The organism is Xanthobacter flavus (assembly GCF_017875275.1).
GTDB classification, from domain to species: domain Bacteria; phylum Pseudomonadota; class Alphaproteobacteria; order Rhizobiales; family Xanthobacteraceae; genus Xanthobacter; species Xanthobacter flavus_A.
The window spans coordinates 5,206,335-5,220,611 of sequence record NZ_JAGGML010000001.1 but is presented as its reverse complement, the minus strand read 5'-3'; the positions used below and the strand labels follow the sequence as shown (position 1 = coordinate 5,220,611).

The following is a 14,277-nucleotide window of genomic DNA, read 5'->3' as shown; positions in this document are numbered from 1 at the left end:
GGAGCGGAAACGATGGCGGTGCTGGAGCCGGTGCGGCTGGGGGTGAACGTCGACCACGTGGCGACCGTGCGCAACGCGCGGGGCGGCCTCCTGCCCGACCCGGTGCGCGCCGCTCTCCTCGCCGCCGCGGCGGGCGCGGATGGAATCACCGCCCATCTGCGGGAGGATCGCCGCCATATCCGCGACGCGGACATGGCGCGCCTGAAGGCGGACATAGACCTGCCGCTCAATTTCGAGATGGCCGCCACCGAGGAGATGGTGGGCATCGCACTCTCCATCCGGCCCAACGCCTGCTGCCTCGTGCCCGAGCGACGGGAGGAGCGCACCACCGAGGGCGGCCTCGATGCGGCGGGTCTCGCCGCCGAACTCGGCCCGCGCATCGCCCGGCTGAAGGCGGCCGGCATCCGCGTCTCGCTCTTCATCGCGGCCGAGGACCGGCAGATCGCCGCCGCCGCCGCGCTCGGCGCCGACATCGTGGAACTGCACACCGGCGGCTGGTGCGACGCGGTGGCGGAAGGTCGCACGGCGGAGGCCGAGACCGAGTTCGCGCGGCTGAAGGCCGGCGCGCGGCAGGCCCACGGGCTCGGTCTGGAAGTTCATGCCGGCCATGGGCTCGACTATGCGACGGCGGAGCGCATCGCGGCGTTTCCCGAGATCGTGGAGCTGAACATCGGCCATTTCCTCATCGGCGAAGCCATCTTCGTCGGGCTGGAGGCGGCCATCGTCACCATGCGGGCGGCCATCGCCGCCGGGCGCGCGGCAGCAGCGGACGCGGCGGCATGATCCTCGGCATCGGCTCCGACTTCTCGGATGCGCGCCGCATCGCCAAATCCATCGAGCGGTTCGGCGACCGGTTCCTCAACCGCGTCTTCACGCCGCTGGAGCGGGCAAAGGCGGATCGGCGCAAGCTCAGGGCGGAGACCTACGCCAAGCGCTTCGCGGCCAAGGAGGCCTGCGCCAAGGCGCTCGGCACCGGGCTGAGCCGGGGCGTGTTCTGGCGCGACATGGGCGTCGTGAACCTGCCGTCCGGCCAGCCGACGCTGGTGCTCACGGGCGGCGCGGCGCGACGGCTGGCGGAGATGGTGCCGGAGGGATATGAGCCCCGCATCCATCTGTCCCTCACGGACGAAGGGCCGCTGACGGCCGCCCATGTCATCATCTCGGCGGTGCCGCGCTCCGGCGCCTGACGCTGGAGCAGGTGGGGCGGGCGCGTTGCCGGGAGGCCGGGAAGCCTCTATAGGGGCGGTCTCGCCTGTAGAGGCCGGCGCGCATCTGCCGGTATCTCCTCAGTTTCGGCGCAGTTTGTCTTACCCTGCGCCTCATTTGGGAAACCTTGGATACCAATGACCGCGAACAGCGATTCCAAGAAGGACGGCGGCACCCTCGAAACCGTCCGGGTGATCGTCCATGCGCTGCTGATCGCGCTGGTGATCCGTACCTTCCTGTTCCAGCCGTTCAACATCCCCTCGGGGTCGATGAAGGACACGCTCCTGATCGGCGACTACCTGTTCGTGTCCAAGTACAGCTACGGCTATTCCCACTTCTCGATTCCGTTCTCGCCCAACCTTTTCTCCGGCCGCATCCTCGGCTCGGAGCCGACGCGGGGCGACGTGGTGGTGTTCAAGCTGCCCAAGGACAATGAGACCGACTACATAAAGCGCGTCGTCGGCATGCCCGGCGACAAGATCCAGATGATCGGCGGCCTCCTCCACATCAACGGTGTGCCGGTAAAGCGCGAGCGCCTGTCCGACGTGAGCGAGGACGACGGCTCGGGCCGCAGGGTGCCGGTGAAGCGCTGGCGCGAGACGCTGCCGAACGGCGTCTCCTATGAGACCCTCGATCTCGTGGACAACGGCTTCTACGACAACACCCCGGTCTATGAGGTTCCGCTCGGCCACTTCTTCATGATGGGCGACAACCGGGACAATTCCGCCGACAGCCGCGTGCTGAGCCAGGTGGGCTATGTTCCGTTCGAGAATCTCATCGGCAAGGCGCAACTGATCTTCTTCTCCATCGACGAGGGCGCTTCCGCGTGGCAGGTTTGGACATGGCCTTGGACGGTGCGATGGGATCGGCTGTTCACGCGGGTGCATTGAACGGCGCGGGGCGGGATCTCGCCCATCTCGAGGAGCGGATCGGCTACCGCTTCCGCGATCGCTCCATCCTTGAGCTGGCCCTGTCCCACATCAGCGCCGTGAAGGGCGAGGCGCCGCGCCTGCGCTCCTACCAGCGGGTGGAATTCCTGGGCGACCACGTGCTCGGCTCGGTGGTGTCGCACATGCTCTATCTCGCCTTCCCGGAAGGGGAGGAGGGAGAATTGTCCCGCCGGCTCGCCGAGCTGGTGCGCGAGGAAGCTTGCGCCGAAGTCGCCGAGGACATGGACCTCGGCCCGTTCATCCGCCTCGGCCCCGGCGAAAGCCAGTCCGGTGCGCACAAGCGCCGCGCCATCCTCGCCGACGTGGCCGAGGGCGTCGTGGCGGCAGTGTTCCTCGATGGCGGGTATGAGGCTGCTCACGCGCTGGTGGAGCGATTCTGGCGCCCCCGGCTGGAGGCCCCGCGCCGACCGCTGCGCGATGCCAAGACCGTGCTGCAGGAATGGGCGCAGGCCCGGGGCCTGCCGCCGCCCGCCTATCGCGAGGTGATGCGCTCCGGCCCGGACCACGCCCCCCGCTTCACCGTTGCGGTGGACCTGCCGGGCCTCGCCTCGGCGCAGGCGGATGGCGCCTCCAAGCAGAATGCACAGAAGGCGGCCGCTGCCGCCTTCCTCGTCCGTGAGGGCGTTTGGAAGAAGGACGAGGCCTGATGGCACCGAGGAAGAAGGCGGGCGCCGACACGGCCGCCCCGGATCAAAAGCCTGCCGCTCCGGAAGAGCAAACCCTCGTTGACGCTGGTGCTGCGGAAAACGTCGCCTATGCGGAGATCGCGGAAGACGATCTGTCCGACGATGATCTTACCGAAGACGATCTCGCCGAGGACGATCTCCCGGAAGATGAGGACGACGAGGACGATTTCGACGACGAGCTGGACCGCGTCGCGCGCGCCCCCCTGACGCCGCTCGAAGGACCGACCCGCTGCGGCTTCGTCGCCTTGCTTGGCGCGCCCAATGCCGGCAAGTCCACGCTCACCAATCAACTGGTTGGGACCAAGGTCTCCATCGTCTCGCATAAGGTGCAGACGACGCGCTCCATCGTGCGCGGTATCGCGCTGGACGGCGCCGCTCAGGTGGTGCTGGTGGACACCCCCGGCATCTTCGCGCCCAAGCGCCGGCTGGAGCGGGCCATGGTTTCGAGCGCCTGGACCCATGCCGCCGACGCCGACGTGATTGCGCTGCTGGTGGATGCCAACCGCGGCCTCGACGAGGATATCGAGGCGCTGCTCGGCCAGCTGAAGGACATCCGCAAGCCGCGCGCGCTGATCCTCAACAAGATCGACCTGATCCGCCGCGACAGCCTGCTGGCGTTGGCCGCCGCGATCACCGAGCAGGTCCCGTTCGACCGGGTGTTCATGGTCTCCGCGCTGACCGGCGACGGCGTGGAAGATGTGCGCCGCTGGTTCGCCGAGACGGTGCCGCCCGGCCCCTGGCTCTATCCGGAGGACCAGGTTTCGGATGCGCCCATGCGCATGCTCGCGGCCGAGATCACCCGCGAGAAGATGTTCCTGCGCCTGCACGACGAACTGCCCTACCGCTCGACGGTGGAAACCGAGAGCTGGAAGGAATTGCGCAACGGATCCGTGCGCATCGAGCAGACGATCTTCGTGGAGCGCGAAAGCCAGCGCAAGATCGTGCTCGGCAAGGGTGGAAACACCATCAAGACCATCTCGACCGAATCCCGGAAGGAGATATCCGAGATCATCGAACAGCCCGTGCATCTCTTCCTGTTCGTGAAGGTGCGCGAAAGCTGGGCGGATGATCCCGAGCGCTATCGCGAGATGGGGCTGGAATTCCCCAAGGGCGGCTGAGCAGGTCGCCGTGCGTTTGCGAAAGCGCAAGGCTGGATTGCGATCTTAAGGCTGGATGCGGGCATCCATGCACGACATAACCGGTGGCGAACCCAACCGGGAGATGTGTCATGTCGAAGCCAGTCGTCGCGATCGTGTATCACTCGGGCTATGGCCACACGAAGGTCGTGGCTGAATCCGTGCTTGCCGGCATCAAGGAAGTCGATGCCGTGGAAGGCGTCCTCGTCTCCGTGGACGAGGTGGACGACAAATGGGACGTGCTGGACGGCGCCGCCGCCATCATCTTCGGCGCGCCGATCTACATGGGCAACGTCTCGGCCGCCTTCCAGACCTTCGCCGAGAAGTCCTCCAAGCGCTGGTTCGAGATGAAGTGGAAGGACAAGCTGGCCGCCGGCTTCGTCAATTCCGGAGCCCAGAACGGTGACAAGCATCAGGGCATCCATGCGATGTTCGGTCTGTCGCAGCAGCACGGCATGGTGTGGGTGGGCCTTGGCCTGCATCCCGGCAACAACAATTCCAAGGGCTCGCCGGAAGACCTGAACCGCCTCGGCGGCTTCGCCGGCGCCTATGCCCAGTCCAACATCGATGAAGGTCCGGACATGGTGCCCCCTGCCACCGACCGCCGCACCGCCGCCCATCTCGGCCGCCGCGTCGCCGAGGCGACCGTGCGCTGGACCCGCGGCGCCTGAAAATCGCCATCTGCGGCGCGCTTGCGTCTCGCCTCCTCCCCGCTTCCGCTTGCTGCGGCGGCGGGGTAATGGGGGGCAGAACGCTAGCGCCGCGGAGGAATCGCGATGAGTGACCGGAGCCTGCTCGTGGTGGTGCTCGCCGCCGGGGAAGGGACGCGCATGAAGTCGCGCCTCCCCAAGGTGCTCCACAAGGTCGCCGGGCGCTCCATGCTCCATCACGTGCTGGCGGCGACCCGTGCCGCCGGCGCCACCCGCACCGCCGTCGTGGTTGGCCCCGGCCGCGAAGATGTCGCCGCCGAGGCGAGCCGCATCGTTCCGGATGCGCAGGTGTTCGTGCAGACCGAGCGGCTCGGCACCGCCCATGCCGTGCTCGCCGCTCGTGCCGCGCTGGAACAGGGCGCCGACGACGTGCTCGTCCTCTATGCCGATACCCCGCTGGTGCGCGCCGAGACCCTCGCCCGCCTGCGCGCCCCGCTGGCCGAAGGCGCCGCTGTTGCCGCGCTCGGTTTCGAGCCGGAAGATCCCACCGGCTATGGCCGCCTCGTCACCTCCGGCAACGAACTCGTCGCCATCCGCGAGGAGAAGGACGCGACGACGGCCGAGAAGGCGATCCGCTTCTGCAATGCCGGGCTGATGGCGCTCGCCGGCAAGGATGCGCTTTCCATCCTCGACCGCATCGGCAACGCCAATTCCAAGGGCGAATATTATCTCACCGACGCCGTGGAGATTGCCCGCGCCGATGGCCGCCCGGCCGTCGCGGCGAAGGCGGACGCGGACGAGGTGGCCGGTGTCAACAGCCGCATCCAGCTCGCCGAGGCGGAAGCCATCCTGCAGCAGCGCCTGCGCCGCGCCGCCATGGCCGAGGGTGTTACGCTCATTGCCCCGGAGACGGTGTTCTTCTCCGCCGATACCGTGCTCGGCCGCGACGTGATCGTGGAGCCCAACGTCGTGTTCGGGCCGGGCGTGACCGTGGGCGACGATGTGGTGATCCACGCCTTCTGCCATCTGGAAGGCGCGCATCTGGAGCCCGGCGTCTCCATCGGCCCCTATGCGCGGCTGCGGCCCGGCACGCGGCTGGAGGCAGGCGTGCGCATCGGCAATTTCGTGGAGACCAAGGCCGCCCATATCGAGAGCGGCGCCAAGGTGAACCACCTCTCCTACGTGGGCGACGCCCATGTGGGCGCGGGGGCCAATCTGGGCGCCGGCACCATCACCTGCAATTACGACGGCTTCTCCAAGTACCGCACCGAGATCGGCGCGGGCGCCTTCATCGGGGTGAATTCGGCCCTCGTTGCGCCGGTCACGATCGGGGCGGGGGCCTATGTGGGCACCGGCGCCGTCATCACCTCGGATGTGCCGGAGGATGCGCTTGCCATCGCCCGCAGCCGGCAGGTGGTGAAGGAGGGGTGGGCGCGCGAGTTCCGCGCCGCACGGGCCGAGGCCAAGAAGAAGGCCTGAGGTCGGCCCGCCTGTCACCAACGGAAAGGCGATGTGATTCCGGCTCCAGCCCCGTGACGGTTAGGAGTTGCGGGTTAGGAACGGTCCATTCAGTTTTTGCAGTGCACCTTGGGCGCGACCGTCACCCGGGCTCATCTGGGGCGCCGCCAACATCGGAGTTAGATCGCATGTGCGGAATCGTCGGCATTCTGGGGAAGAGCGCCGTCGCGGACAAGGTGGTCGAATCGCTCCGGCGCCTGGAATACCGCGGCTATGATTCCGCCGGCATCGCGACCCTGGAGAATGGTCACCTCGAAATCTGCCGCGCCGAAGGCAAGCTGCGCAATCTCGAGACCAAGCTCGACAAGCACCCGCCCAAGGGCCACGCCGGCATCGGGCATACCCGCTGGGCGACCCACGGCAAGCCCTCCGAGCGCAACGCCCATCCCCACGGCACCAAGCGCGTGGCGGTGGTTCACAATGGCATCATCGAGAATTTCCGCGAGCTGAAGGAAGAGCTGAAGGCCGCTGGCGTCTCCTTCCGGAGCGACACCGACACCGAGGTCGTCGCCCAGCTGGTGGATCGCGAACTGCTCGCCGGCAAGGACCCGGTGGCGGCAGTGGCGGCCGTGCTCCCGCGCCTCAAGGGCGCCTTCGCCCTCGGCTTCCTGTTCGACGGCAAGACCGACCTTCTGATCGCCGCCCGCCGCGGCTCTCCCCTCGCCATCGGCTACGGCAATGGCGAGATGTTCCTCGGCTCGGACGCCATCGCCCTCGGCCCGTTCACCGACCGCATTGCCTATCTGGAAGAGGGCGACTGGGCGGTGCTGACGCGCGAGGGCGCGGAAATCCGCGACGAGACGGGCCGCATCGTGGAGCGCACGGTGCAGAAGGTGCCGGCCGGCGCCCTGCTCGTGGACAAGGGCAACCACCGCCACTTCATGGCGAAGGAGATCTACGAGCAGCCTGAGGTCATCTCCCACACCTTCGGCCATTATCTCGACCTCGACAGCGAGACCGTCTCGCTGCCCGAGCTGCCGTTCGACGCCAAGGAGGTGCAGCACATCTCCATTACGGCGTGCGGCACGGCGCTCTATGCCGGCGCGGTGGCTGAATACTGGCTGGAGCGGTTCGGCCGCGTGCCGGTTTCCACCGACATCGCCTCCGAGTTTCGCTATCGCGAGACGCCGCTGGCGCCGGGTGGCGTCACCATCGTCATCTCCCAGTCGGGCGAGACGGCGGACACGCTCGCATCCCTGCGCTACGCCAAGGAATGCGGGCAGAAGGTGGTGGCCGTGGTGAACGTGCCCACCTCCACCATCGCCCGCGAGGCGGACGTGGTGCTGCCCATTCTGGCCGGCCCGGAAATCGGCGTCGCCTCCACCAAGGCCTTCACCTGCCAGCTGGCGACCCTCGCCTGCCTGTCCGTCGCCTTCGGCCGCGCCAAGGGCGTGCTGTCGGCGGAGGACGAGCACAAGCTGGTGCGCGCCTTCATGGAGGTGCCGCGGCTGATGACGGAGGCGCTGAAGCTCTCCCCGGAAATCGAGGTGCTCGCCCGCACCCTCGCGAAGGCCCGGGACGTGCTCTATCTCGGCCGTGGAACCAACTATCCGCTGTCGCTCGAAGGCGCGCTGAAGCTGAAGGAAATCTCCTATATCCACGCCGAGGGCTATGCCGGCGGCGAGCTGAAGCACGGCCCCATCGCGCTCATCGACGAGAAGATGCCGGTGGTGGTCATCGCCCCCCACGACCGCATCTTCGACAAGACCGTCTCCAACATGGAGGAGGTGGCGGCGCGCGGCGGCAAGATCATCCTCGTCACCGATCCCAAGGGCGCCGAGGCCGCGCCCATCAATGCGGTGCAGAAGCTGATTCTGCCCGAGATGCCGGCGACCGTGTGCCCCATGGTCTATTCCATCCCGGTGCAGCTCATCGCCTACCACACGGCGGTCATCATGGGCACGGACGTGGACCAGCCGCGCAACCTGGCTAAATCCGTCACCGTCGAGTGACGGCGGCTTCTCCCGCCGCGGGTGGCGAAATCCACGCGCGGCGATGGGAAAATATGTTGCGTCTGTACGCGATTCGGCGCCTTGATCCGCTTGGACAAGCCGACGCTTGAGTGGGGGTTCGGACCTCGGTCGATGCCTGCTGCGACGTTCCCTCTCGTCATGAATGCCGTGGTGGCGGCCCTGTTCGCCGCGAGCTATCTCGCGCTGGCGCTGCTTCACCGTGGCTCCACCGCACCCCTGTGGTTCGCGGCCAGCTTCGGTGCCATCGTGCTGGCGCCGCTGGCGATGCTCGCTCAGTCCTACACCGGCTGGGTGATGCTGTTCGCGCCGGTGATCTACCTGTCTTTCGGCGCCTGCCTGATCCTGATGGTACCGGGCCTCGCGGTGCTCTATCGCAAGCCCATCCCGTGGCGGCTGGTGAGCGGCCTCGGCATCCTGATGATCGCCTGCGCGGCGCTGGCTCTGCAAGTGACGGTCAACATGACGGTGCGGGTCGTCAGTTACCAGCTGCCGTTCGTGCTCGCCACGGCGGCGAGTTGCTGGGTGGTGCTGCGCGACAGCCCGCGCCGGATGCGGGACCTGCTGCTCGCCGGCCTGTTCGCGCTGTTGTGCCTCCATGTGCCGCTCAAGGCGGCGCTGGCGATCAGCCTGCGCACGGGTCCGCACCAGACCAATTACATGGACACGCCCTTCGCGGTGGTGGCCCAGATCAGCACCGGAATCCTCATGATCGCGACCGGCTTCCTGATGCTGGTGATCTCGGTCATTGAACTCGTCCGGGAGACGCAGGAGGTGGCGGATACGGACGCCCTGTCCGGCCTCCTCAACCGTCGCGGGTTCGAGCAGCGCGCCTCGGACCTCGTGCACGGGCAGGCGGGTGCGGCGCCGTTCGCCCTGATGCTCATCGACATCGATCACTTCAAGGCCATCAACGACACGTTCGGCCACGGGGTGGGCGACCTCACCATCCGCGGGTTTGGCGGCATGCTGCAGCACTCGCTGCCGCAATCGGCCCTCATCGGACGGGTGGGCGGCGAGGAATTCGCCATCCTGCTGGAGCGCGCCTCGCCGGAGATGGCGCGGCTGCAGGCGGAATCGGTGCGCCTCGCCATCATCGGCCACGACGCGCCGGACGTGCCGCCCTTCACCGTCAGCATCGGCGTCGCCATGGCGTCACGGGCCGAGCCGCTTCAGGCCACGTTCGCGCGGGCGGATGTGGCGCTCTACGAGGCGAAGCGGTCCGGCCGCAACCGGGTCTGCAGCGCGGAGGAGGAGGTTCTCGCCGGGAACGTGGTGCCGCTGCGCCGCTGAGCGGACGCCGCCTACCGGTTCGGCCGGGTCGCGATGAACACCGCGAGCGCGATGAACAGCACGCCGAGAAACGCAAGGACGAAGGTCGGCGCGCCAAGATACCAGCTGCCGGTGAAGGTGCCGACGAAGCTCGCCAGCGCGAACAGCTTGACCATGGGCGGGATGGCCCCGGTCTCGCGCCAGCGCACCACGCCGGGCCCGAGCCAGCGGTGGGTGAGAAGCCAAGCCTCGAACTTCGGCGACGAGCGGGTGAAGCACCATGCGGCGAGGATCAGGAACACCGTGCCCGGCAGCATGGGCACCACCATGCCGATGACGCCGATGACCAGGAAGCCGAAGCCTGCCGCGAACAAGAGCTTGCGGTAGATCGCGGCGCGGCTCCAGCGCCCTGCTGCCAGTGTTTCGCTCTGCGTCAGCCGGGTGCCCTGCGGGGGCGGGGGAGGGGCATCGTCGTCGGCGGCCATCGCCGGACCATGGCGCCTCATCCGGCGGAGAGCAAGCGCACCGCAGCATCTCGCTCCTGCAGGTGCAGCAGCGTGTGGAGCGTCCGCGCGCCCGGTGCGGCGAGATCGGGATCGGCCCGCACCTGTGCCGCCGCCGCGTTGCGGGCGGCCTCGACCTCGCCGCCGTGCCATTCCATGCGGGCAAGGCGGAACCCGGGCAGTCCGCTCTGCCGCGTGCCGAGCACGTCGCCCTCGCCGCGCAGGCGCAGATCCTCCTCGGCGAGGCGGAACCCGTCCTGGCTTTCGCGCAGGATGGCGAGGCGGGACTTCGCCGTCTCGCCCAGCGGATGGCGATAGAGCAGCAGGCAGACGGACGGCTTGTCGCCGCGCCCCACGCGGCCACGCAACTGGTGCAGCTGGGCGAGGCCGAAGCGTTCGGCGTGCTCGATGACCATCACGGTCGCCTCCGGCACGTTCACCCCCACCTCGATGACCGTGGTGGCGACAAGCAGCCGCGTCTCGCCCCGGGCGAAGCGGCCCATCGCCTCGTCCTTGGCGGCGCCGGACATCCGTCCGTGCACCAGCCCGACGGATGCGCCGAAGATGGATTGCAGCGTCTCGAAGCGCTCGGTCGCGGCGGCGAGGTCCGAGGTGTCGGTCTCCTCGACCAGCGGGCAGATCCAGTAGGCGCGCGCGCCAGAGGCCAGCGCGCGGCCGACGCCGGCCACCACCTCGTCGAGCCGGTCGAGGGGCAAGGCGCGGGTGTCGATGGCCTGCCGGCCCGGCGGCTTCTCGCGCAGCTCGCTGGAGTCCATGTCGCCGAACAAGGTGAGGACCAGGGTGCGGGGGATGGGCGTCGCGGTCATCACCAGCATGTCCACCGCCTCGCCCTTGCGCGCCAGCGTCAGCCGCTGCTCGACGCCGAAGCGGTGCTGCTCGTCCACCACGGCGAGGGCGAGGTCGCGGAAGATCACGTCGTCCTGGATGAGCGCATGGGTGCCCACCACCAGATCGGTGCGGCCGAAGGCGAGTTCCGTGAGGACGGCCTCGCGGGCGCGGCCCTTCTCTCGGCCGGTGAGGATGGCGGTGGAGAGGCCGGCTGCGGCGGCGAGGGGGGCTATGGTCTCGTGATGCTGGCGGGCCAGAATCTCGGTGGGCGCCATCAGTGCCGTCTGCCGGCCGGCCTCGGCCACCGTGGCGGCGGCCATCAGGGCGACGACGGTCTTGCCCGAGCCCACATCGCCCTGAAGCAGCCGCAGCATGCGCGTGTCGGCCGCGAGGTCCGCCCGGATGGCGGCAATGGCCTGCTCCTGCGCGCCGGTGAGCGTGAAGGGGAGGGCTCTCGCGAGCCGGGCGGCGATGTGTCCGTCGCCCGTTGTGGAGCGGCCGCCGGCCTTCTCCTCCTGCGCCCGAACCATCGCAAGCGTGAGCTGGTGGGCCAGCAATTCATCAAAGGCGAGCCGCCGCCACGGCCCGCCGGCGGGCGTCGCCTCATGGGGCGAAGCCGGCTTGTGCAGCCGCATCAGCGCCTCGCGGAAGGAGGGCCAGCCGCGCGCGGCGCGCACATCGTCCGGTATCCACTCAGGCAGGTCGGGCATGCGCTGGAGCGCGGCCTCGATGGCTCGCCGCAGGTGGCCGGAGGCGAGACCTTCCACCAGCGGATAGACCTGCTCCACCGCTGGGAGCCGCTCGACCCCGGCGGCGTCGAGGATGCGGTCCGGGTGCGTCATCTGCCGCATCCCGTCATAGATCGAGATGCGGCCGCACAGCCAGCGCTTGGCCCCCACCGGCAGCATCCGCTCGATGCGCGCGGGCTCGATCTTGAAATGCACCACCACCATGTCGCCGCTGGCATCGGACACATAGGTGCGGTGCGGCGCCCGGCTGCCGGGTGGGGGCGGCTGGTGGGCCTCCACCGTCACTTCCACCGTCACGTCGGTCTCGGGCACGGCTTCCGCGAGCAGGGGGCGGGTCCGGCGGTCCACGAAGCCGGACGGCATGTGGAACAGGAGGTCGATGACCCGGGGCATCTCCCGGCCCAGCAGGCGCGCATACGGCTTCATCAGCTTGGGGCCGATGCCGGAGAGGCTGTCGAGGGTTGCGAAGAGGGGGGACAGGGCGTCGGGGCGCATGGCGGCGCGAGGGTGTCTGATCGGCCGTTGCGGCGCAAGCCGCGCCGGGGCGCGTCATGGCGAAGACGGTGGACAGGCGCCGGCTGGATATCGGCGGCAATCTGCCATAGGTTTCAACGATCAGGCGGAGATGGATACCGGGATGACCACCGGCGAGGGCGACGGCGAGCAGGCGGAACGCGCGGCCTTCATCCTCCGGCTGCGCCAGCGCGGAATCCGGGATCTGGCCGTGCTGCGCGCCATCGAGCTGGTGCCGCGCCCCCTGTTCGTGGACCCCATGATGCGCCGCCACGCCTATGACGACGTGGCGCTGCCCATCGCCTGCGGCCAGACCATGTCGCAGCCGAGCCTGGTCGCATCCATGACGGAGGCCCTCGGCGTCACCGCCGACCAGACCGTTCTGGAGGTGGGCACCGGCTCCGGCTATCAGGCGGCCGTGCTCTCCCATCTCGCCGCGCGCGTGGTGACGGTGGACCGCTATCGCTCCCTCGTCAGCGAGGCGCAGACGCGGTTCGAGGTGCTGGGCCTTCGGAACGTCACCGCCTATGTGGGCGACGGCACGAACGGCATGCCCGCCCGCGCGCCGTTCGACCGCATCCTCGTCACCGCCGCCGCTGAAGACATCCCGGCGGCGCTGATGGACCAGCTCAAGCTCGGCGGCGTCATCGTCGCGCCCCTCGGCGCGCCGGAGGAGGTGCAGACGCTGGTCCGCATCGTCAAGGAGCAGTCCGGCCGGAGCCGGACGGACCTGATGAAGGTGCGGTTTGTACCGCTCGTACCGGGCGCGGCAGCCACACTCTGAGCGAAAGCAGTGCTTCCCGGTAACATGGTGCTTATGCCCGTTGCGGGGGCGGGGAGCGTCGGCTATCGGGTTCAGCTGTTGCGTTCGGGGGATCGAGAATTGAAGGTCGTGTCCGGTCGTGGGCGGCGGGTTCTGGCGTGTGCGCTGCTGGTCGGCCTTCTGTCCGGCTGCTCCGGCCGACCCGATGGCGTGCTCATTCCGGTGCCCGATACGGTGCCCGGAACCTCCCGCGTGGACATGGTGGTCGCCACCGTCCGTGAGCGCAGCGACGGCCCCGACATCTTCAACGGCGAGCGCGCCCGCACCCCGAGCTATGCCGAGATCGAGGTCTCCATCCCGCCCGATGGCGCCCGCAAGATCGGTGACGTGCAGTGGCCGCGCAGTATTCCGGGCAACCCGGCGACGGATTTCGTCACCACCAAGCTCGTCGACCTGACGCAGGATCAGGCGACCGCGTGGTTCCACAACCGCATCAGCCGCACGCCGGGCCGGCAGGCTCTGGTGTTCGTCCACGGCTACAATCAGCGCTTCGACGACGCGGTCTTCCGCTTCGCGCAGATCATCCACGATTCCGGGGCGCCGGTGACGCCGGTGCTGTTCACGTGGCCCTCGCGCGGCAGCCTGCTCGCCTACGGCTATGACCGCGAGAGCACGTCCTTCTCCCGCGACTCGCTGGAGCGGCTGCTGACCTTCATGGCGAAGGACCCGAGCGTCGGCGAGATTTCCATCCTCGCGCATTCCATGGGCAACGTCGTGACGCTGGAGGCGCTGCGGCAGATGGCGATCCGCAACGGCCGCATCCTGCCCAAGATCAAATATGTGATGCTGGCCGCGCCGGACGTGGACGTGGACGTGTTCTACACCTTCTTCCACGAGATCGGTAAGCAGCATGAGCGGCCGGCCTTCACCCTGTTCGTCTCGCAGGACGACAGGGCGCTGGCGGTTTCTAAGCGGGTGTGGGGCGATGTCCCGCGGGTGGGTGCGGTCAATCCGGAGCAGGAGCCGTTCCGCACCGAGTTCGAGAAGAACAATATCAACGTCATCGACCTGACCAAGCTCAGGACCAACGATCCCCTTGCCCACGGCAAGTTTGCCGCCAGCCCGCAGGTGGTGCAGGCCATCGGCGCCCGCCTCGCCGAGGGGCAGACCATGACGGACTCCCGCGTGGGCGTCGGCGAGCACATCATCAAGGCGACATCGGATGCCGCCGCCACCGTCGGCACGGCCGCCGGCCTCGTCATCGCCGCGCCGGTCGCCGTGGTCGATGAGAACACCCGCGCCCACTACAACCAGCATGTGAATCAGCTGGGCCGCTCCGTGTCGGACACCGCCGAGAGCGGCGCCAGCGTGGTCACGGTCCCCAAGGGCAACTGACGGAACGGCATCGCCCGGTACAGGCGGGGCGCGGCATCCGCGTTCCAGACCTGTTGCAGTTCTGCCACGGGGGAGTCCAAAGTTCGGCAGGACCACGCCGAAGATACGTCATTTAAG

At 68.6% G+C, this 14,277-nt stretch carries 13 protein-coding genes; 11 read left to right on the top strand and 2 right to left on the bottom strand.

Features of this window, described 5'->3' with window-relative positions; all coding sequences use genetic code 11:
* Positions 1–12: 12 nt before the first annotated feature.
* The 9 genes from J2126_RS24455 (at position 13) to J2126_RS24415 (ending at position 9,409) form a co-directional block, all read left to right on the top strand.
* Entirely contained in the window at positions 13–783 is a 771-nt protein-coding gene (locus J2126_RS24455) for a pyridoxine 5'-phosphate synthase (RefSeq protein WP_209490565.1), read from the top strand.
* Positions 780–1,187 (top strand): holo-ACP synthase, encoded by a 408-nt coding sequence (gene acpS / locus J2126_RS24450; protein ID WP_209489502.1) that lies wholly within the window; start codon positions 780–782, stop codon positions 1,185–1,187. Before J2126_RS24455 ends, acpS begins: the two co-directional genes overlap by 4 nt.
* Positions 1,188–1,343: 156 nt before the next feature.
* Positions 1,344–2,096 (top strand): signal peptidase I, encoded by a 753-nt coding sequence (lepB, locus tag J2126_RS24445; protein WP_209489500.1) that lies wholly within the window; start codon positions 1,344–1,346, stop codon positions 2,094–2,096.
* Entirely contained in the window at positions 2,066–2,803 is a 738-nt protein-coding gene (gene rnc / locus J2126_RS24440; protein WP_209489498.1) for a ribonuclease III, read from the top strand. Before lepB ends, rnc begins: the two co-directional genes overlap by 31 nt.
* Complete coding sequence (gene era, locus J2126_RS24435) at positions 2,803–3,960, top strand: GTPase Era (RefSeq protein WP_394102422.1); 1,158 nt, start codon at positions 2,803–2,805, stop codon at positions 3,958–3,960. The genes rnc and era overlap by 1 nt, the downstream gene beginning before the upstream one ends.
* A 110-nt stretch (positions 3,961–4,070) precedes the next feature.
* Positions 4,071–4,649: a flavodoxin family protein gene (locus J2126_RS24430; protein ID WP_209489496.1), complete on the top strand. Its 579-nt coding sequence runs from the start codon at positions 4,071–4,073 to the stop codon at positions 4,647–4,649.
* Between the two features lie 105 nt (positions 4,650–4,754).
* The gene (gene glmU, locus J2126_RS24425) at positions 4,755–6,107 is read left to right on the top strand and encodes a bifunctional UDP-N-acetylglucosamine diphosphorylase/glucosamine-1-phosphate N-acetyltransferase GlmU (protein WP_209489494.1); all 1,353 of its coding nucleotides are present in this window, start codon (positions 4,755–4,757) and stop codon (positions 6,105–6,107) included.
* A gap of 167 nt (positions 6,108–6,274) precedes the next feature.
* Positions 6,275–8,098, top strand: coding sequence for a glutamine--fructose-6-phosphate transaminase (isomerizing) (gene glmS / locus J2126_RS24420; protein ID WP_209489492.1), 1,824 nt, complete (start codon positions 6,275–6,277; stop codon positions 8,096–8,098).
* A gap of 132 nt (positions 8,099–8,230) precedes the next feature.
* Positions 8,231–9,409 carry a GGDEF domain-containing protein gene (locus tag J2126_RS24415; RefSeq protein ID WP_209489490.1) on the top strand — a complete coding sequence of 393 codons (1,179 nt, stop codon included), beginning with the start codon at positions 8,231–8,233 and terminating at the stop codon, positions 9,407–9,409.
* An 11-nt stretch (positions 9,410–9,420) separates the two neighbouring features.
* Here J2126_RS24415 and J2126_RS24410 read toward each other — a convergent pair whose 3' ends face one another.
* Positions 9,421–9,873: a YbaN family protein gene (locus J2126_RS24410; RefSeq protein WP_245327565.1), complete on the bottom strand. Its 453-nt coding sequence runs from the start codon at positions 9,871–9,873 to the stop codon at positions 9,421–9,423.
* Positions 9,874–9,890: 17 nt separating this feature from the next.
* Positions 9,891–11,984 (bottom strand): ATP-dependent DNA helicase RecG, encoded by a 2,094-nt coding sequence (recG, locus tag J2126_RS24405; protein ID WP_209489485.1) that lies wholly within the window; start codon positions 11,982–11,984, stop codon positions 9,891–9,893.
* 142 nt (positions 11,985–12,126) lie between these two features.
* On the opposite strand from recG, the gene J2126_RS24400 reads away from it, so the two are divergent.
* Both J2126_RS24400 and J2126_RS24395 read left to right on the top strand, forming a co-directional pair.
* Complete coding sequence (locus J2126_RS24400) at positions 12,127–12,786, top strand: protein-L-isoaspartate(D-aspartate) O-methyltransferase (protein ID WP_209489483.1); 660 nt, start codon at positions 12,127–12,129, stop codon at positions 12,784–12,786.
* 99 nt (positions 12,787–12,885) lie between these two features.
* Positions 12,886–14,160: an alpha/beta hydrolase gene (locus J2126_RS24395; RefSeq protein ID WP_245327563.1), complete on the top strand. Its 1,275-nt coding sequence runs from the start codon at positions 12,886–12,888 to the stop codon at positions 14,158–14,160.
* The last annotated feature ends 117 nt before the right edge of the window (positions 14,161–14,277 follow it).

Excerpts from the sequence above, each read along its gene's own strand:
- glmS (WP_209489492.1), top strand. The coding sequence starts at position 6,275 with ATGTGCGGAATCGTCGGCATTCTGGGGAAGAGCGCCGTCGCGGACAAG.
- J2126_RS24430 (WP_209489496.1), top strand. The coding sequence starts at position 4,071 with ATGTCGAAGCCAGTCGTCGCGATCGTGTATCACTCGGGCTATGGCCAC.
- recG (WP_209489485.1), bottom strand. The coding sequence starts at position 11,984 with ATGCGCCCCGACGCCCTGTCCCCCCTCTTCGCAACCCTCGACAGCCTC.
- J2126_RS24400 (WP_209489483.1), top strand. The coding sequence starts at position 12,127 with ATGACCACCGGCGAGGGCGACGGCGAGCAGGCGGAACGCGCGGCCTTC.
- rnc (WP_209489498.1), top strand. The coding sequence starts at position 2,066 with ATGGGATCGGCTGTTCACGCGGGTGCATTGAACGGCGCGGGGCGGGAT.
- J2126_RS24410 (WP_245327565.1), bottom strand. The coding sequence starts at position 9,873 with ATGGCCGCCGACGACGATGCCCCTCCCCCGCCCCCGCAGGGCACCCGG.
- lepB (WP_209489500.1), top strand. The coding sequence starts at position 1,344 with ATGACCGCGAACAGCGATTCCAAGAAGGACGGCGGCACCCTCGAAACC.
- acpS (WP_209489502.1), top strand. The coding sequence starts at position 780 with ATGATCCTCGGCATCGGCTCCGACTTCTCGGATGCGCGCCGCATCGCC.
- glmU (WP_209489494.1), top strand. The coding sequence starts at position 4,755 with ATGAGTGACCGGAGCCTGCTCGTGGTGGTGCTCGCCGCCGGGGAAGGG.
- J2126_RS24455 (WP_209490565.1), top strand. The coding sequence starts at position 13 with ATGGCGGTGCTGGAGCCGGTGCGGCTGGGGGTGAACGTCGACCACGTG.
- era (WP_394102422.1), top strand. The coding sequence starts at position 2,803 with ATGGCACCGAGGAAGAAGGCGGGCGCCGACACGGCCGCCCCGGATCAA.
- J2126_RS24415 (WP_209489490.1), top strand. The coding sequence starts at position 8,231 with ATGCCTGCTGCGACGTTCCCTCTCGTCATGAATGCCGTGGTGGCGGCC.